This is a genomic window from Novosphingobium flavum (assembly GCF_014230315.1).
Classification (GTDB): Bacteria; Pseudomonadota; Alphaproteobacteria; order Sphingomonadales; family Sphingomonadaceae; genus Novosphingobium; species Novosphingobium flavum.
This window is the reverse complement of the sequence record NZ_JACLAW010000020.1, coordinates 11465-26695: the sequence shown is the minus strand read 5'-3', so window position 1 is coordinate 26695 and position 15231 is coordinate 11465. Positions and strand designations below refer to the sequence as shown.

Below are 15231 nucleotides of genomic sequence, written 5' to 3'. Positions count from 1 at the left end.
CCTTCCACCCTTTGAAGGTCCAGCACATCCATCTGGATGTGCTGGACCTTCACTTTGTTCCTGCATTCTACAGCAGTTCGCCCGCGTGAAACGCGGGCTTTCCGATTCAAGAAGTCCGAAGGTATTCCGGTCGGAGCGGAAGGCGGCGCACGGGCTTGCCGGTCGCGTCCAACACGGCGGCGGCGATAGCAGGGGCGGCCAGCGCGTTGGCGCTCTCCGAACCCTGGCCATAGATACCGACTTCCGGCCGCGCCGCGATCACGACCTTGATCTCGGGCATCTCAGCCATGGTCAGGATCGGATAGCTCGACCAGTCCGCCGACGTGATCGCGCCTTCATCGAAGGCCACTTCCTCATGCAGGGCCTGGCTTACCCCCATCAGGCAGCCGGCCTGTACCTGCCGCTTCAACTGGAGCGGGTTCACGACGATTCCGGGATCGGCGACGATGGTTACACGCTCGACCTTGATCTCGCCGCTGGCCGGGGTGACCGCGATATGCGCCGCGCAGGCCCAATAGCCGTTGTCGCGCAGCATGATCGACACGCCCTGACCGCGCAGCGGCGCGTCGCCATGCCCGTCGCGGGTGCGGACCGAGGCTGGACGCGTCACCCATCCCGATTCCTCGCGCAGGCGTAGCAGGATCGCCTTGACGCGCTCATCCGTCACATGATCGAGCCGGAACTGTAGCGGGTCGGCCCCGGCCAGCGCCGCGGCCTCGCTGATCGCCAGCTCGCGCGGAAAGTTCTGCTGGAACTGGACCGGGGTGCGCATCGAATGATCGCGCAGCCCGATGCCCAGCGGGGACTCGCGCTGGCCGATCTGGTCGGTGCCGTGGCCCAGCTCCTCCACGTTCGAAATCGCCCCGTAAACCCAACGGTCGGCGATGTTCATCGCGGCGTTATGGAGGCTGAAGGGATTGGTGGCGCTCGGCGGAGGGATGGTCGGCAGGCCGGCAAGGATCGCGCCGATGGGCCGGTCATCCTGCATCGGCGGACCGTGGTGCTCGGCCTTGTAGGAGGCGATCCGCCCCGAAGGATCGAGCCCGATGGCGATCCGGGCCAGCGTGGGCGCCGATTGGGTCGACCATTGCATGTCGTCGGCACGCATCCACTGCACCCGCACCGGCAGGCCCAGTGCGCGCGAAAGCAGCACGGCCTCGTCCTCGGAGCCTGCGCTGCCGCCGTTCGAGCGGCCGAAGTGACCCGGTCCCGGATAGGTCCGGACGATCACCTTCGCTTCCGACGTCCCGAGCATTCGCGCGATATGGCTGCGCAGCAGTTGCGGGTGCTGGCTGTGGCTGTGCAGGGTGACCGATCCATCGGGTCTCACATCCGCCAGCGACACCATCGGCCCGATTGGCGCGTGCTTCATGTAGGGCATGAAATAGGTGGCCGCGTGGACCTTGGCGGCCTTTGCCTGGGTCGTGGGCGCATCGCCCTTGTTCGCGGCCCCCTGCCTGACCGGCACTTCCCGCCAGTCTACCCGCTCGTCCAGGTGGTTCTGCAAGCGCTCATGGCCGGGCAAGCCCTTCCACTCGCTCCACTTCGTCTCGGCCGCGACCTGCTGCGCCGCCTGTATGGCCTCCCATTCGGTTGGCGCCACCACCGCGACGAGATTGCCGATCACCACGACGCGTGCCTTGGGGAACTGCGCGGCATCGACCTTGCCTGCCGACACCAGTTTCGAGCCCAGTGTCGCGGGATGGATCGTGCGGGCGTGCAACATCCCCGGCAGCTTCACGTCGCCGACCCAGTCTGTCTCGCCCGCTACTTTGGGGCGGATCGAGCTGTTCGCGAACGGCTGGCCGACGATGGTATAGGCGGAGGTCGGCTTGAGCGGAGGATTTCCCGTGACCTGAATCCCGCCGAACCCGGTGAGGTCGCCAGTCACCGGGATGGTCAGCCGCAGGTCCTGCCCGGTGACCAGTTCGCCGTAAGTGGCGGACTTGCCGCCGCCGGAAACGACGCCCTCGGTGATGGTCAGGCTGGTGCGGGCCACGCCGAATTTCTGCGCGGCAAGGTCCAGCACCGCCTCGCGGGTATAGGCCGCGGCCTTGCGCAGGTTGAGCACATTGGTGCGCAGCAAGCCGAAGGTGCCGCCGCCATCGGGCGTGCGGTCCGTATCGCCGGAGACGACCGTCTTCATCGCCTCCAGCGGGACGCTCAGCTCTTCGGCGACGATCTGGCGATAGGCGGTGAAGATCGAGCTTTGTCCGAAGTCGCACTTGCCGGTACGGATCAGCACGCTGTTGTCGGCATGGATTTCGATCCACGAAGCCGGGCGGGCCGGGTCGAGCGAATTGGTCGCCACGATGTCGGCGCCGGCGAGCGACGGCTTCAGGCTGACCGCGACGACGAGCACGCCGCCCGAGGCAAGGAACCCCCGGCGGCTTAGCTGCGGACCGGCGTTCACGGGCGCGCTCACTTGGCGCCACCCTGCGCCATCAGGCGCGCGGCGCGGTGAGCGCCGTCAAGAATCGCGGCATAGCTGCCGCACCGGCACAAATGGGGGGAGGGGCCGGAGGTAGTCAGCGCCGCCTTGATGTCCGCGTCGCTCGGTTCCGGATTGTGCTCGAGCAGTTCGGTCACCTTGATCATCATGCCGAACTGGCAGATGCCGCATTGCGGCACCTGCTCCTCCGCCCATGCTTCCTGCACCGGATGGAGCTTGCCGGCGGCCTGCTCGGGCGTAAGGCCTCGTTGTCTGGCCCAGCGCCCGGGCAAGCCATCGACCGTGGTCACCTCCTTGCCTTCGATGCTGTCGAACGGGGTGACGCAGGAGCGGATCTCCTCGCCGTCCAGCAGCACCGAACAGGCGCCGCACTGGGCGAGGCCGCAGCCAAATTTGGGCGTCATCACTCCCAATTCGTCGCGCAGGACATAGAGCAGCGGCGTCCCCGCCGGCGAGGTCACCGTCCGCATCGTTCCGTTGATCTTGAGGGCCGTCATACCCAATCTCCCGATGTGTCGGTTCAGCGTCCTGCGCGGGCTGCCAGTGCCGCCGGATAGCGCTCGCCCTGCACCGCGGTCGCAGCCAGAACATCGGCGATCCGCCCCAGTTCGTTCGAGGTGAGCGCGATGTTCGCTGCACCGAGGTTTTCCGTCAAGCGGTGCGCCTTGGTCGTGCCTGGGATCGGCACGATCCACGGCTTTTGCGCCATGACCCAGGCCAGCGCGATCTGCGCGTTGGTAACCCCGCGCGCCGCCGCGATGACGCCGATCTGTTCAACCAGCAGGCTGTTCGCCTCGCGGTTTTCGGTTGAGAAGCGGGGCACAATGTTGCGAAAGTCGGTCTTGTCGAACTCGGTGTCGGCACTGATTGCGCCGGTGAGGAACCCCTTGCCGAGCGGGCTGAACGGCACGAGGCCGATGCCCAGTTCCTCGCACAGCGGCAGGATTTCTGCTTCGGGTGCGCGCCACCACAGCGAATACTCGCTCTGCAGCGCCGTTACCGGCTGCACCGCATGGGCGCGGCGGATCGATTCCGGCCCGGCCTCCGACATCCCGAAATGCTTGACCTTCCCCTCGGCGATCAGGTCGCGAACCGCGCCCGCCACATCCTCGACCGGCACGGCCGGATCGACCCGGTGCTGGTAGAACAGGTCGATCCGGTCGGTCCGCAGCCGCCGCAGGCTTTCCTCGGCCACGGCGCGGATGCGCTCAGGTCGGCTGTCGAGACCCTGGGTGCTGTCGCCGTCACGAAAGCCGAACTTGGTGGCGATCACCACCCGCTCGCGCACCGGGGCCAGCGCGTCGCCGACCATCTCCTCGTTGAGCCGGCCATAGGCTTCAGCGGTATCGAAGAAGGTTACCCCCTGTTCGTGGGCGGAGCGGATCAGGCGAATGCCATCCTCGCGGGCCAGTCCGGGGCCATAGCCGAAACTGAGGCCCATGCAGCCGAGGCCGATTGCGGAGACCTCGAGGCCATTGCCGAGTGTGCGCTGTTTCAAGGCGGTGCTCCTTCGTTGCAGTGCCTTTGTAAAGGATGGAGATAATTGCGATTAGCCACTAAGTTCGGCATGAACCTATATCGGAGAATAATAAATGGCGCGAAACGAGTTGGGCGACCTCGCCGCCTTCGCCGCCGTTGCGGAAGAGCGCAGCTTCACCCGCGCGGCGGCCCGCCTCCGCACCTCGCAATCGGCTATCAGCCAGACGGTCAAGCGCCTGGAGGCACAACTCGGGATCAAGCTCCTGTCGCGCACCACGCGCAATGTCGGGGTAACCGAGGCAGGCGAACAATTGCTCGAAGCGCTCCGTCCCGCGCTTGGCGAAATCGAGGCGCGCCTCGTTTCGCTGAGCCGTTTCCGCGATCGTCCAGCGGGAACCGTGCGCATAACGTGCAGCCGCCATGCCGCCGAAACCATCCTCTGGCCTGCGGTCGACCGCATTCTCGCAGACTATCCCGATATCCAGATCGAGCTGTCGCTCGATAGCGCGCTCACCAACATCGTGGCTGATCGCTTCGATGCCGGAGTGCGGCTAGGCGAGAGGGTGGAGCGGGACATGATCGCAGTGCGGATCGGGCCGGACCTGCGCCTGGTCGTGGTGGGCGCGCCAGAATATTTCGCTCGCCGGGGCACGCCCGATACTCCGCGCGATCTGACCGATCATGCCTGCATCAACCTGCGCATGGCCACCAAGGGTGAGATCTATGCGTGGGAGTTCGAAAAGGACGGAGTGCCGCTCAATGTCCGCGTCGATGGCCCGTTGGTGGTCAACGATTCAAGCGTCGCATTGAGTGCGGCACTCGCGGGGCATGGTCTCGCGTTCGTGATGGAAGACCAGGTACGCAAGCACATTGCCGAGGGCCGGTTGGTGTGCGCTCTAGAAGACTGGTGCCCTGCGTTCCCGGGGCATCACCTCTACTATCCAAGCCGGCGGGAACTCCCTCCGGCCTTCGCGGTCGTGGTCGAGGCCCTGCGCTTTCGGAGCTGACTGTTTGATTCACACCTTTCCGGGCTGTACTGTCACCGATGGCTCCATCATATTACCAGAATTTATCTGCTATAATGGCCGGAAAAACACGACCAAAATCAGATATATGATGCGGAACAAGTGAGTGTCGGCAGGCCGCCGGATGTGGCCGTGACGCCTCACCTGAAAAAATAAAACGGAAAGAAAAGTTGACCATTGCGTGATTCGGTGTGTCGCGCTATCCAAAGGTTAAGCGGCGGGCGTGAACGCCCGGCCAATAATCTTGGAGAGGGATGATGGCTTACTGGAGCAAGACCTGTGCGCTGATGGCGAGCGCCAGCCTTGTAGCAATGCACGGGGCGGCTCAGGCGCAAGCCGTGGATGCGGTTCTCGCCGCTGAAGCGGTAGCGCCGGCTGACGAGACCCGCGCGGGGCCGACGACGCCTGACGAAGACATCGTCGTGACCGGCAGTCGCATCGCCCGGACTACGTTCCAGACGCCGACGCCGGTTACTTCCATCGGCGAAAAGCAGCTCGAGGCGAAGGCGGCTACCAGCGCGGTCGACCTGCTGCGCGACGTGCCGGCCCTCCGGCCCAACCAGACCGTCGGCAGCGGCCGCAACATCGGCGTCAGCAACTTCAACATGCGCTCGCTCGGCCCGAGCCGGACGCTTGTCCTGCTCGATGGCCAGCGGCTCATGGACACTAGCCCGGTTGGCGGGTTCGACATCAACGTTATTCCTGCACCGCTGATCTCGCGCATGGAAATCGTCACCGCCGGCGCATCATCGGTCTATGGCTCCGACGCGGTCACCGGCGTCGTCAACATGATCCTCAACACCAAGTACGAGGGCGCAAAGGTCGATGCCCAGTATTCGCAGAGTACGCATGGTGACCTCAATACCTACGCCGCGAGCCTGATCTACGGCACCAAATTCGCCGACGGACGCGGTCATTTCGTGATCGCCGGTTCCTATCGCGAGACCCCGAATATGGTCTATCAGGGCGCGCGGGACTGGGGCAGCCAAGGCTGGACGCTGCTGCCGAATGCCTCTTACACGGCGACCAACGGCCAGTTCCGCCAGGTGATCGTGCCGAATGCCCGGCTGTCCTCGATGACGCTAGGCGGGCTCATCACGACGGCCGGCGCGCTCAAGAATATTCAGTTTGGGGCCAACGGGCAGCAGAGCCTGTTCGTGCAGGGAACGAATGTTGGCACGGTCTGGATGGAGGGTGGCGACGGCCTCATGCCGCAGCCCGATTTCGCGCTGATCGCAACAGCGGCTCGCCAGTTCAGCGGCTTATCGCGTCTGACCTATGAAGTGACCCCGGATGTCGAGGCCAGCGTCGACGTGCTGGCTGCCCGCTCCCGCAATCAGGCGACCAATAATTGGAACTACAACAACGGCGACATCACGATCAATCGTGATAACCCCTACCTGCCGGCGAACATCCTCGCGCAAATGGTCTCCAACAATCTCCAGACCGTCAAGCTGGGGCGCATCAACCCTGAAATGGGCGTCAATCTCAACACCACGACCAACGATTACCTGCGTGTCGGTGCGGGTCTCAAGGGACCGCTGGGCGGTAGCTGGAAGTGGGACGTTTCGGCATCCTACACTCACGCGCGGTCGGAAAACCTCGGTCAAAACAATCGCAACAATATCAACTGGAACAAGGCGATCGATCCCGTCATGGGGCCGAACGGGCAGGTGATCTGCCGCTCGACGCTGACGAACCCGACCGATGGCTGCGTTCCGGCCAATGTTTTCGGCCTCAATTCGCTTACCCCGGCCGTTGTCGCCTATGCGTCCGGTACCTCTTACCAGCGCTCGTATTCGAACAGTGTCGACGTTGCCGGGAACCTGTCGGGCGACCTCGGAGCGACCTGGGCCGGGCCGATCAAGCTGGCGACGGGCATCGAGTATCGCCGCGACACGGTCGACAACAAGTCCGATCCGATTTCGGACCTGAACGGCTGGCGGCAGGGGACGTTTGCATCCTACTATGGCGCCCTGCGCGTGTGGGAGGGGTATGGCGAAGCAAGCGTCCCGCTGGCTTCGGAATCGGCCTTTGCCAAGAGCCTCGATCTCGATCTTGCAGGTCGCTACGTGAACTACAGCACGAGCGGTTCCACCGCCGTGTGGAAGGTCGGTCTCAACTGGGCCGTCAACGATTCGATCCGCTTCCGCGGGACCTATTCCAAGGATTTCCGTGCGCCGAAGATCGATGACCTGTACTCGGCTTCGTCGCTGCGCGCCGGGAACACGGTGATCGACTTCGTGAACAACAAGTCCGCCAACGTGAATACGCTGGCGGGCGGCAATCCCAAGCTGAAGCCGGAAGTGGCTCACACTTTCACCGCGGGCGTCGTGCTCCAGCCGTCCTTCATTCCTCGGCTTCAGTTCTCGGTCGACTATTTCAATATCGACCTGCGTGATGCCATTACGGTTCCGACGCCCCAGGAAGTGGTCAACAGGTGCGCCGCGGGCGACCAGACCTTCTGCGCAGGCATCCTGCGCGACTCCACCGGAACGATCACCCAGGTCCAGGTCACGACCTTCAACGCCCAGACGCTCAAGACCAGCGGTCTCGATTTCGAGCTGTCCTACCAGATCCCGCTGGGCAGCGGCGAACTGGGGCTGCGCACCGTGGCGACTTACACGGACCGCCTGATCAGCTCTACCGGGAGCGGGTCGGTGGACACGGCGGGGCAACTGACCGGCACCTATGCCACGCCCAAGTGGCGCGGTTCGACGACCATCAGCTATGGCCAGGGGCCGTTCAATTTCCGGGTTCTGTTCAACTACGTCGGGCCGGGCAAATACGACAATACCTACGGCGCGCTCGATCTGAACCGGAACAACTACCCGGCGTTCCTCTACACGGACCTGTCGGCGCAATATGATGTGAGCGACAACATCCAGCTCTATGCCAAGGTGGAGAACCTGCTCGACACCGATCCGCCGTTGATCGCGGCGAACACGATCACCGTCGCCGCGGCCTCTTCATCGCAGTTCTACGATATGCGGGGGCGGGTCGTGGGCGTGGGCGCGCGCCTCAAGTTCTGAGTAGATGCGAGGGCGGGGTGGCCCGCCCTCCGTTTTGTGAAATTGCGAAAGAGGTACCATGAAGATCGGATTCATCGGTTTGGGCATCATGGGGCGACCCATGGCCGGTCATCTGTTGAACGGAGGGCACCAGTTGCTCGTGCTGGGCCATCGTTCGCCCCTGCCGCAGGAACTTGTGTCGGGCGGCGCCTTCGTGAGCAGCAGCGCACGCGACCTTGCGGCATCGGCAGAGGTCGTCATCCTGATGCTGCCGGATACCCCGGATGTCGAATCCGTCCTGTTCGGCGAGGGCGGTGTCGCGGCTGGGCTGCGGCCGGGCACACACGTGGTCGACATGAGTTCGATTGATCCTATCGCGACGCGCGGGTTCGCGGAGAGGATTGAGGCACTGGGTTGTCATTACGTCGATGCACCCGTTTCAGGCGGGGAGGTGGGTGCCAAGGCCGCCAGCCTGACCATCATGTGCGGCGGCAAGCCTGAGGCGTTCGAGCATGTACGTCCACTGCTCGAGCTCATGGGCAAGAACATCACCCATGTCGGGGGCGTCGGATCGGGACAGGTCACCAAGGTCGCAAACCAGATCATCGTCGCCCTCAACATCGAGGCCGTGGCCGAAGCGCTCCTGTTCGCTTCCAAGGCCGGGGCCGATCCTGCAAAAGTGCGCGAAGCCCTGATGGGCGGATTCGCTGCCTCGCGTGTGCTAGAGGTTCACGGCCAGCGCATGATCGACCGCACTTTCGCGCCGGGATTCCGGATCGGGCTGCACCAGAAGGATCTCAATCTCGCTCTGTCCGGCGCGCGCGCGTTGGGGATGGCGTTGCCGAATACGGCCCAGGCACAGCAGTTGTTCAGCGCCTGCGTGGCCCATGGTGGCAAGGATTGGGATCACTCTGCCATGGTCCGCGCGCTGGAATTCCTGGCCGAGCACGAAGTCGCGCCCTCCGTCGAATGAGGGGAGACCGGCCGCGGTTCTCGGCCGCGGCCGGTCGATGCAATGTCTTGAGTGTAGAGGGATGAGTATGTCGCAATCGTTCGAGGCTTCGCGCCGTCAGGTGTTGCAGGGTCTGTCACTTGGGGGCCTCACCCTCGGCGGGGGCGGGATCGCCGTCGCCCGCGCCGTGGGGCCGAAAGCCGGGGACTTCGACCGCCGCCGCTGGTGGGAGCAGGATTACCGCATCGTCCAGACCAACCTGCGCGAGATCGACGCGCTGGAAGATCCGCGCGAGATGGCACGGGCGGTGAAGGACTTCGGTGGGACCGCGATCGTCTCAAATATTGGCGGTATTGTCGCGTTCTATCCCACCAGGTTGCCGCTCCAGTACAAGAATCCGTTCCTCAAGAACGACTTCGTCAAGGAGATGATCGCGGCGTGCCATGCCGAGGGGCTGGTCTATCTTGGCCGGTTCGATACGTCGAAAGCGCTGAAGAGCGTCTATGACGCCCATCCGGACTGGTTCGGGATCTATGCGGACGGGGCGCCGACCGAGTTCGCCGGCACCTACCAGGCGTGCCCCAACGGCGCATGGCTGCAGGACTATGCGCTGAAGATGCTGCGCGAAGCGCTGACCGCTTACAAGCCGGACGGGGTGTTCTTCAACGGCGTGGGCTTTGGCGTCAACGATTATGCCGGGCGCAATCGAGGCTTCTGCGTGTGCAACAACTGCCGCACCGCGTTCCGGAAGATGTACGACAAAGACCTCCCGAAGGAGTTCACCTTCTCCGACCCGAATTACCGGTCGTACCTCGAATTCCAGCGGCGCGTGCTCGACGACATCTTCAAGCGGATGCACGCCCTGGCTGACGAACTGATCCCTGGCGTGCCGATCTTTCGCGGGGAAGATTACGAGTTTGTCGGTCGCGGCGAACTGCAGCGCCGGGTCAGGCGCCCGGCGCCGGAATGGCAGTACCAGTCGGGCGAGCAGATCCGCCGGGCGAAGGCGCAGGGGCCGGGCAAGCCGTTCTCCTCCACCTCGACAGCGCACATCGACTACCCCTGGCGCTTCGTGACGGAGACGCCGTATTACCACATCAACCGCTTCGCCCAGATGCTGGGGAACGGTGGGCGGCTCGACCTCTATCTGATGGGCAGCCTCAAGGACCAGGACGACCAGACCTACCTCCCGCCGCTGTCCGCGCTGTTCAAGTGGGAGGCGGCGAACAGCGCCCATTACCTGAACACGGCTCCGGCGGCGCGGATCGGCCTGTACGATTCATCGGCGAACGAGAGCTTCACCGCGGCGACACCGTGGGTGGGCTATCGCAACGGCACCACGCGCGGGGCCTATTCGATGCTGGTGGATTCGCGCCTGCCGTTCCAGTTCGTGCAGGGCGAGGCAGTGGTATCGGGCAAGACGAAGCTGGCCGACTTCGACGTGATCCTGGCCCCCAATGTGGTGTGCATGTCGGACGCGGAAGCCGCGGCGCTCGATGCTTTCGTTGCGGCCGGCGGCCTGCTGGTCACCTCCGGCATGACGGCGGGCTATGACGAGCAGGGGCATCTTCGCACGGCCATGCCGCTTGCCTCGTCCCCGCTGGCCAGCTTTGGCGAGCCGCAGAAAGCAGAAGGCTGGACGCTCGATTCCGCGCGGGGCACGCTGCGCCATTCCCCCAATCCGACACCGATCGACGGGTTCTACTTCGGCGGGCCGGTGCGCGAGGGGAGCGAGAACCTCATTCCATTCATTCCCGACATCCGCTGGGGTCCGCCGGAGTACAGCTACATCGTGCCGGGCAGCAAGCCGCGCGAAGCGCCGGGGCTGCTGGTACGCAAGCACGGCGCCGGGCACGTTGCCCACATTCCGTTCCTCAACGAGTGGCAGTATTACCGTGACGGTCTACTGGTGAACCAGCAACTCCTCACCGCGCTGGTCACACGCTACGGACGGCCCCAGCGCTTCGTGCTCGAAGGCGACGGCGCGGTTGAACTGACCGTCATGCGCAGCGGAGCGTCGAACACGCTTCTCCATGTGATCAACTATGCCGGCCAGCGGAACGGGCGCTACGATGCGCCGCCGGCACTGCATGGCCTCAGTATCGGCGTTGCAGGACCGGCTCCCGGGCAGGCTCGGGCGCTCGTTTCCGGAGTGGTCGTGCAGGGCGTGACCCGGCCCGGCGATCCGGGGCGGACATGGTACGATCTGCCGCCGGTGGGCGCGTTCGAGGCATTGTTGCTGTCCTAATGGCCATAGCTCCGCCGGCGAAATGGGGCCTTCCGATTGTCCACAAGTCTGGCTATGTTTTTGCGCCAATATATTTTACGGTTTGTTGAATGAGCACGACATCGATCAGACCCCACAAGCTGGCGGACGCAATCGCTGAACACATCAAGCAGATGATCCTCGAAGGATCGCTGCAGCCCGGTGAGCGGCTGTTGTCCGAGCGAGACCTTTCTACCAAGCTTGATGTGTCGCGGCCGTCGCTGCGCGAGGCATTGGACAAGCTGATTTCCGATGGCTTGCTGACCACAAACGCGCAGGGTGTGGCTCATGTCAGCGAGGACATCGGCAAGAGCATGCGCGATCCGCTGGTGCAACTCATGGATACACCAGAGGCGCGGTTCGATTGCCTCGAGCTTCGCGCCGTGGTCGAGGCGGCCGCGGCAGGGCTCGCGGCGGAGCGTGCCTCCGAAGTCGACCGGGAAACGATCACCAGATGGTTTCAGGCGATGGTGGTCGCACATGAACAGCAGAACGTCGAAGAGATCGCTAGGACGGACGCCGAGTTCCATTTTGCGATCTATGAGGCAAGTCACAACCTCATGATGCTTCACTTCATGCGCAGCATCGAGACAATCCTGCGCTCCAACGTCTATTTGAACCGCAAGAATCTTTACGAACATCGTCGGCAACGCGAATCCCAACTGCACGAGCACCAGGCGATCTACGATGCCATCATGGCCCGGGATGCCAATGCGGCGCGTGCAGCTGCGGGTGAGCATATGACCACGGCGATGCATACGCAGCGCGAGATATTCGACGAGGAGCGGCGGCTCGAAGCCTCGATCCGGCGGCTGGCCCGCAGCGATTTAGTGGCTTCAGGCAAGACCCGAACGGTGCGCGGGGCCCGCTAGGCCGCTTCAGCATCCAGCCAGCACAACGAAGGGCGCGGGAATGCAAGATTTCCGCGCCCTTCGTTGTGCTGGCTGGATGCGTGGTCCCTTGGCGGGGATGATTATCGGCGGCGAGTGTCGATGGATTTTGCTTGGGCAACTGTGCGACGCGAATGGTCATACATCGTTCCCACGGAATGCGCCAAATAGGCCTTGAAAATGGGAGGTTCATTCTCTCTGCAGTAACGCAAAATTGATTATGGACATAAAAACATACCATGATATGGTATGGACATAAAACATGATCAAGAATGCACCCACTTCCCAATCGGGCGAGTGGGTGCGCTTGCAAGGCAGGAGAGGCATATGCGTTCGAGAAGCGGGATCGCTCTGTTGATGGCCAGCGTCGGGCTACTGGCCATGGGTTCCGGGGCTTTGGCCGCAGAAGTGCAGGCTGCACCGGATGTGGGCGCTGTCGCTGCGGACACGGCGGCTGACAAAGTGCCGGGTCAGGACATTGTCGTCACTGGGAGCCGTATTGCGCGCTCGACATTCGATACGCCTATGCCTGTCACGTCGCTCGACGAAAAGCAGTTGCAGGCCAAGGCGCCGACTTCAGTCGTAGACTTACTGCGCGACATGCCCGCTCTGCGCCCCAACCGGAACAACGGTTCGGCCACCGACGTCGGTGCATCGACCTTCAACATCCGCTCGCTCGGCGCGACCCGCACGCTTGTCCTCATCGACGGCCAGCGCACCATGAATTCGAGCCCGACCGGCGGTTTCGACCTCAACCTCTTGCCGCCGGCGCTGATCAAGCGGCTTGAAATCGTGACTGGCGGTGCCTCGTCCGTCTATGGCTCCGACGCCGTGACCGGCGTGGTCAACGTATTCCTCGACGGCAAGCTGAAGGGCGGCAAGGCTGACGCCCAGTACGGCATCTCGGGCGAGGGCGACGCACGGACATTTTCTGCCAGCCTGGCGTATGGCACCGGGTTTGCCGAAGATCGCGGCCACATCGTGGCGGCCGTGTCCTACTTCAATCGCCCGGACATCCTCTATCAAGGCGCGCGGGACTGGGGCAGCAACGGCCTGACCCTGATTCCGAACCAGTCCTATACCACGAGCAACGGGCAGTTCCGCCAGTTGATCGTTCCCGATGTCCGTTTGTCCTCGATGACTTACGGCGGCGTGATAACCAGCAGCGGCGCGCTCAAGAACATCCAGTTTGGTGTGAACGGGGCGCAAAGCCAGTTTGTCCAAGGCACCAACGTCAGCTCGATCTGGATGCAGGGCGGTGAAGGGCTGATGCTGCAGCCGAACTTCGCGGTGCTGACCCCGTCCAGCAAGCGATATAATGGCTATGCCCGCGCGAGCTACGACTTTTCGCCAAGCCTGACCGGCCACGTCGACGTCCTGTTCGCGCGCAGCGAGCAGCGGCAAACCAACAACTACAACTACAATAACGGCGACATCACGATCAAAGCGGACAACGCCTTCCTCCCGGCGAACATTCGCGCGCTCATGCTGGCCAACAGCATGGCCTCGTTCACGCTGGGGCGCCTCAATCCCGAGCTTGGTCTTAACGACAATACGACCAAGAACACTTACATTCGTACCTCATCAGGGCTGAATGGTGAGATCGGCGGCGGCTGGTCGTGGGATGCCAACTTCAACTACACGCACGCAGTTTACGACAACCAGAGCCTGCACAACCGGAACAACGCGCGCTGGACGCAGGCGCTTGACACGGTGATCGGCACGAATGGACAGCCTATCTGCCGCTCGACCCTGGCCGATCCCACCAATGGATGCGTTCCGGTCAATCCCTTCGGCGTCAATACGGTTTCGGCTCAGGCGGTGGACTGGGTGACGGGCACTTCGTGGATCCGCGCCTATTCGAACCAAGTCGATGTCAATTTGAATATCAAGGGTAGCCCCTTGTCGACCTGGGCGGGTGAGGTCCAGACGGCGTTCGGCGCGGAATATCGCCGGGAAACGGTCGACCTGAAATCCGACCCGGTGTCGGCGATCAACGGCTGGCGGCAGGCCAGTTCCGCGCCCTACCAGGGGGCGGTCAACGTCAAGGAAACCTATCTGGAAGTCGGCGTCCCGCTGGCCAAGGATGTGCCCTTCGCCCGCGATCTTCAGCTTGATCTGGCCGGACGCTATGTCGACTACAGCACCAGTGGCGGCACCGGCGTATGGAAGGTCGGCCTGAACTGGAACGTCAACGACCAGATCCGCTTTCGCGGTACCTACTCGCGGGATTTCCGGGCTCCGACGATCAACGAACTCTTCGCGGCGGCCACCGTGCGGCAGGGCAACGGGGTGATTGATCGCACGACGAACCAATCGGTCGTCGTCGCAACACTTTCGGGCGGCAACGCCGCGCTGAAGCCGGAATCGGCCCATACCCTGACATTCGGCGTCGTCCTGCGCCCAGATTTCCTGCGCGGGTTCCAGTTCTCCGTCGATGCTTTCGACATCAATCTAACGGGGGCGATTACGGCTCTGATCGCGCAGGAGGTGATCGATCGCTGCTTTGCCGGCTCGGCCGTGTTCTGCGCGGGCGTCCAACGCAATTCGGCAGGGACGATTACGCAAGTCCAGGTCACGACCTTCAATGCGCAGCAGTTGAAGACGCGCGGTCTGGATATCGAAGCCTCATACCGGACCGCATTGGGCGATGGTGACCTCACCCTTTCGACGGTCGCAACCTATGTCGACCGGCTTACCACCATTTCGAACGGGGTTGTGACCGACACGGCAGGCCAACTGACCGGGACGAACGCCACGCCTAAGTGGCGCGCGGCCACCACCGTGTCCTACCATCAGGGCCCGGTCCTGCTGCGCCTGCTTGGTAACTTCGTTGGCGGCGGCAAGTATGACAACTCCTACGGTCCGCTAGATCTCGACAAAAACTCCTACGCGGGCCGCTACTACCTCGACCTGAGCGCGACCATCGACATCACTCCCAAGCTCCAGCTGTTCGCCAAGGTCGAGAATCTCACCAATGTCGCTCCGCCTCTGCTTGCCGAAAGCACGATCGTTCGTGCCGGCGCTGCCAACGCATCGGGCTTTTACGATACGATCGGCCGCAACTTCGGCGTCGGTATCAGGGCCCGCTGGTGACGGCGGACCGGTGAGAGGACAACAGATGGGCTCCGAGGACATGGAAAAGCAGAGCTTCGC

General features: G+C 63.4%; 9 protein-coding genes. 6 read left to right on the top strand and 3 right to left on the bottom strand.

Annotated elements, in window-relative coordinates; genetic code table 11:
• Positions 1–106: 106 nt before the first annotated feature.
• Genes H7F51_RS18230 through H7F51_RS18220 form a run of 3 tightly spaced genes read right to left on the bottom strand, consistent with a single transcriptional unit; the run spans position 107 to position 3950 of the window.
• Complete coding sequence (locus H7F51_RS18230; protein WP_185665755.1) at positions 107–2425, bottom strand: molybdopterin cofactor-binding domain-containing protein; 2319 nt, start codon at positions 2423–2425, stop codon at positions 107–109.
• Positions 2422–2949, bottom strand: coding sequence for a (2Fe-2S)-binding protein (locus tag H7F51_RS18225; RefSeq protein WP_185665754.1), 528 nt, complete (start codon positions 2947–2949; stop codon positions 2422–2424). The genes H7F51_RS18230 and H7F51_RS18225 overlap by 4 nt, the downstream gene beginning before the upstream one ends.
• Positions 2950–2972: 23 nt before the next feature.
• Positions 2973–3950, bottom strand: a complete 978-nt coding sequence (locus H7F51_RS18220) for an aldo/keto reductase (protein WP_185665753.1) — start codon at positions 3948–3950, stop codon at positions 2973–2975.
• A 94-nt stretch (positions 3951–4044) separates the two neighbouring features.
• On the opposite strand from H7F51_RS18220, the gene H7F51_RS18215 reads away from it, so the two are divergent.
• The 6 genes from H7F51_RS18215 (at position 4045) to H7F51_RS18190 (ending at position 15171) form a co-directional block, all read left to right on the top strand.
• Positions 4045–4938, top strand: coding sequence for a LysR family transcriptional regulator (locus tag H7F51_RS18215; protein WP_185665752.1), 894 nt, complete (start codon positions 4045–4047; stop codon positions 4936–4938).
• 275 nt (positions 4939–5213) lie between these two features.
• A complete protein-coding gene (locus H7F51_RS18210) occupies positions 5214–7988 on the top strand; it encodes a TonB-dependent receptor plug domain-containing protein (protein WP_185665751.1) in 2775 nt (924 codons plus the stop codon).
• Between the two features lie 58 nt (positions 7989–8046).
• Positions 8047–8940 (top strand): 2-hydroxy-3-oxopropionate reductase, encoded by an 894-nt coding sequence (locus tag H7F51_RS18205; protein WP_185665750.1) that lies wholly within the window; start codon positions 8047–8049, stop codon positions 8938–8940.
• A gap of 67 nt (positions 8941–9007) precedes the next feature.
• A complete protein-coding gene (locus H7F51_RS18200; protein WP_185665749.1) occupies positions 9008–11167 on the top strand; it encodes an alpha-amylase family protein in 2160 nt (719 codons plus the stop codon).
• 89 nt (positions 11168–11256) lie between these two features.
• Entirely contained in the window at positions 11257–12057 is an 801-nt protein-coding gene (locus tag H7F51_RS18195) for an FCD domain-containing protein (RefSeq protein WP_185665748.1), read from the top strand.
• Positions 12058–12432: 375 nt separating this feature from the next.
• Positions 12433–15171: a TonB-dependent receptor plug domain-containing protein gene (locus H7F51_RS18190; protein ID WP_246448694.1), complete on the top strand. Its 2739-nt coding sequence runs from the start codon at positions 12433–12435 to the stop codon at positions 15169–15171.
• Positions 15172–15231: the final 60 nt, after the last annotated feature.

Excerpts from the sequence above, each read along its gene's own strand:
- H7F51_RS18200 (WP_185665749.1), top strand. The coding sequence starts at position 9,008 with ATGTCGCAATCGTTCGAGGCTTCGCGCCGTCAGGTGTTGCAGGGTCTG.
- H7F51_RS18205 (WP_185665750.1), top strand. The coding sequence starts at position 8,047 with ATGAAGATCGGATTCATCGGTTTGGGCATCATGGGGCGACCCATGGCC.
- H7F51_RS18225 (WP_185665754.1), bottom strand. The coding sequence starts at position 2,949 with ATGACGGCCCTCAAGATCAACGGAACGATGCGGACGGTGACCTCGCCG.
- H7F51_RS18195 (WP_185665748.1), top strand. The coding sequence starts at position 11,257 with ATGAGCACGACATCGATCAGACCCCACAAGCTGGCGGACGCAATCGCT.
- H7F51_RS18210 (WP_185665751.1), top strand. The coding sequence starts at position 5,214 with ATGGCTTACTGGAGCAAGACCTGTGCGCTGATGGCGAGCGCCAGCCTT.
- H7F51_RS18190 (WP_246448694.1), top strand. The coding sequence starts at position 12,433 with ATGGCCAGCGTCGGGCTACTGGCCATGGGTTCCGGGGCTTTGGCCGCA.
- H7F51_RS18215 (WP_185665752.1), top strand. The coding sequence starts at position 4,045 with ATGGCGCGAAACGAGTTGGGCGACCTCGCCGCCTTCGCCGCCGTTGCG.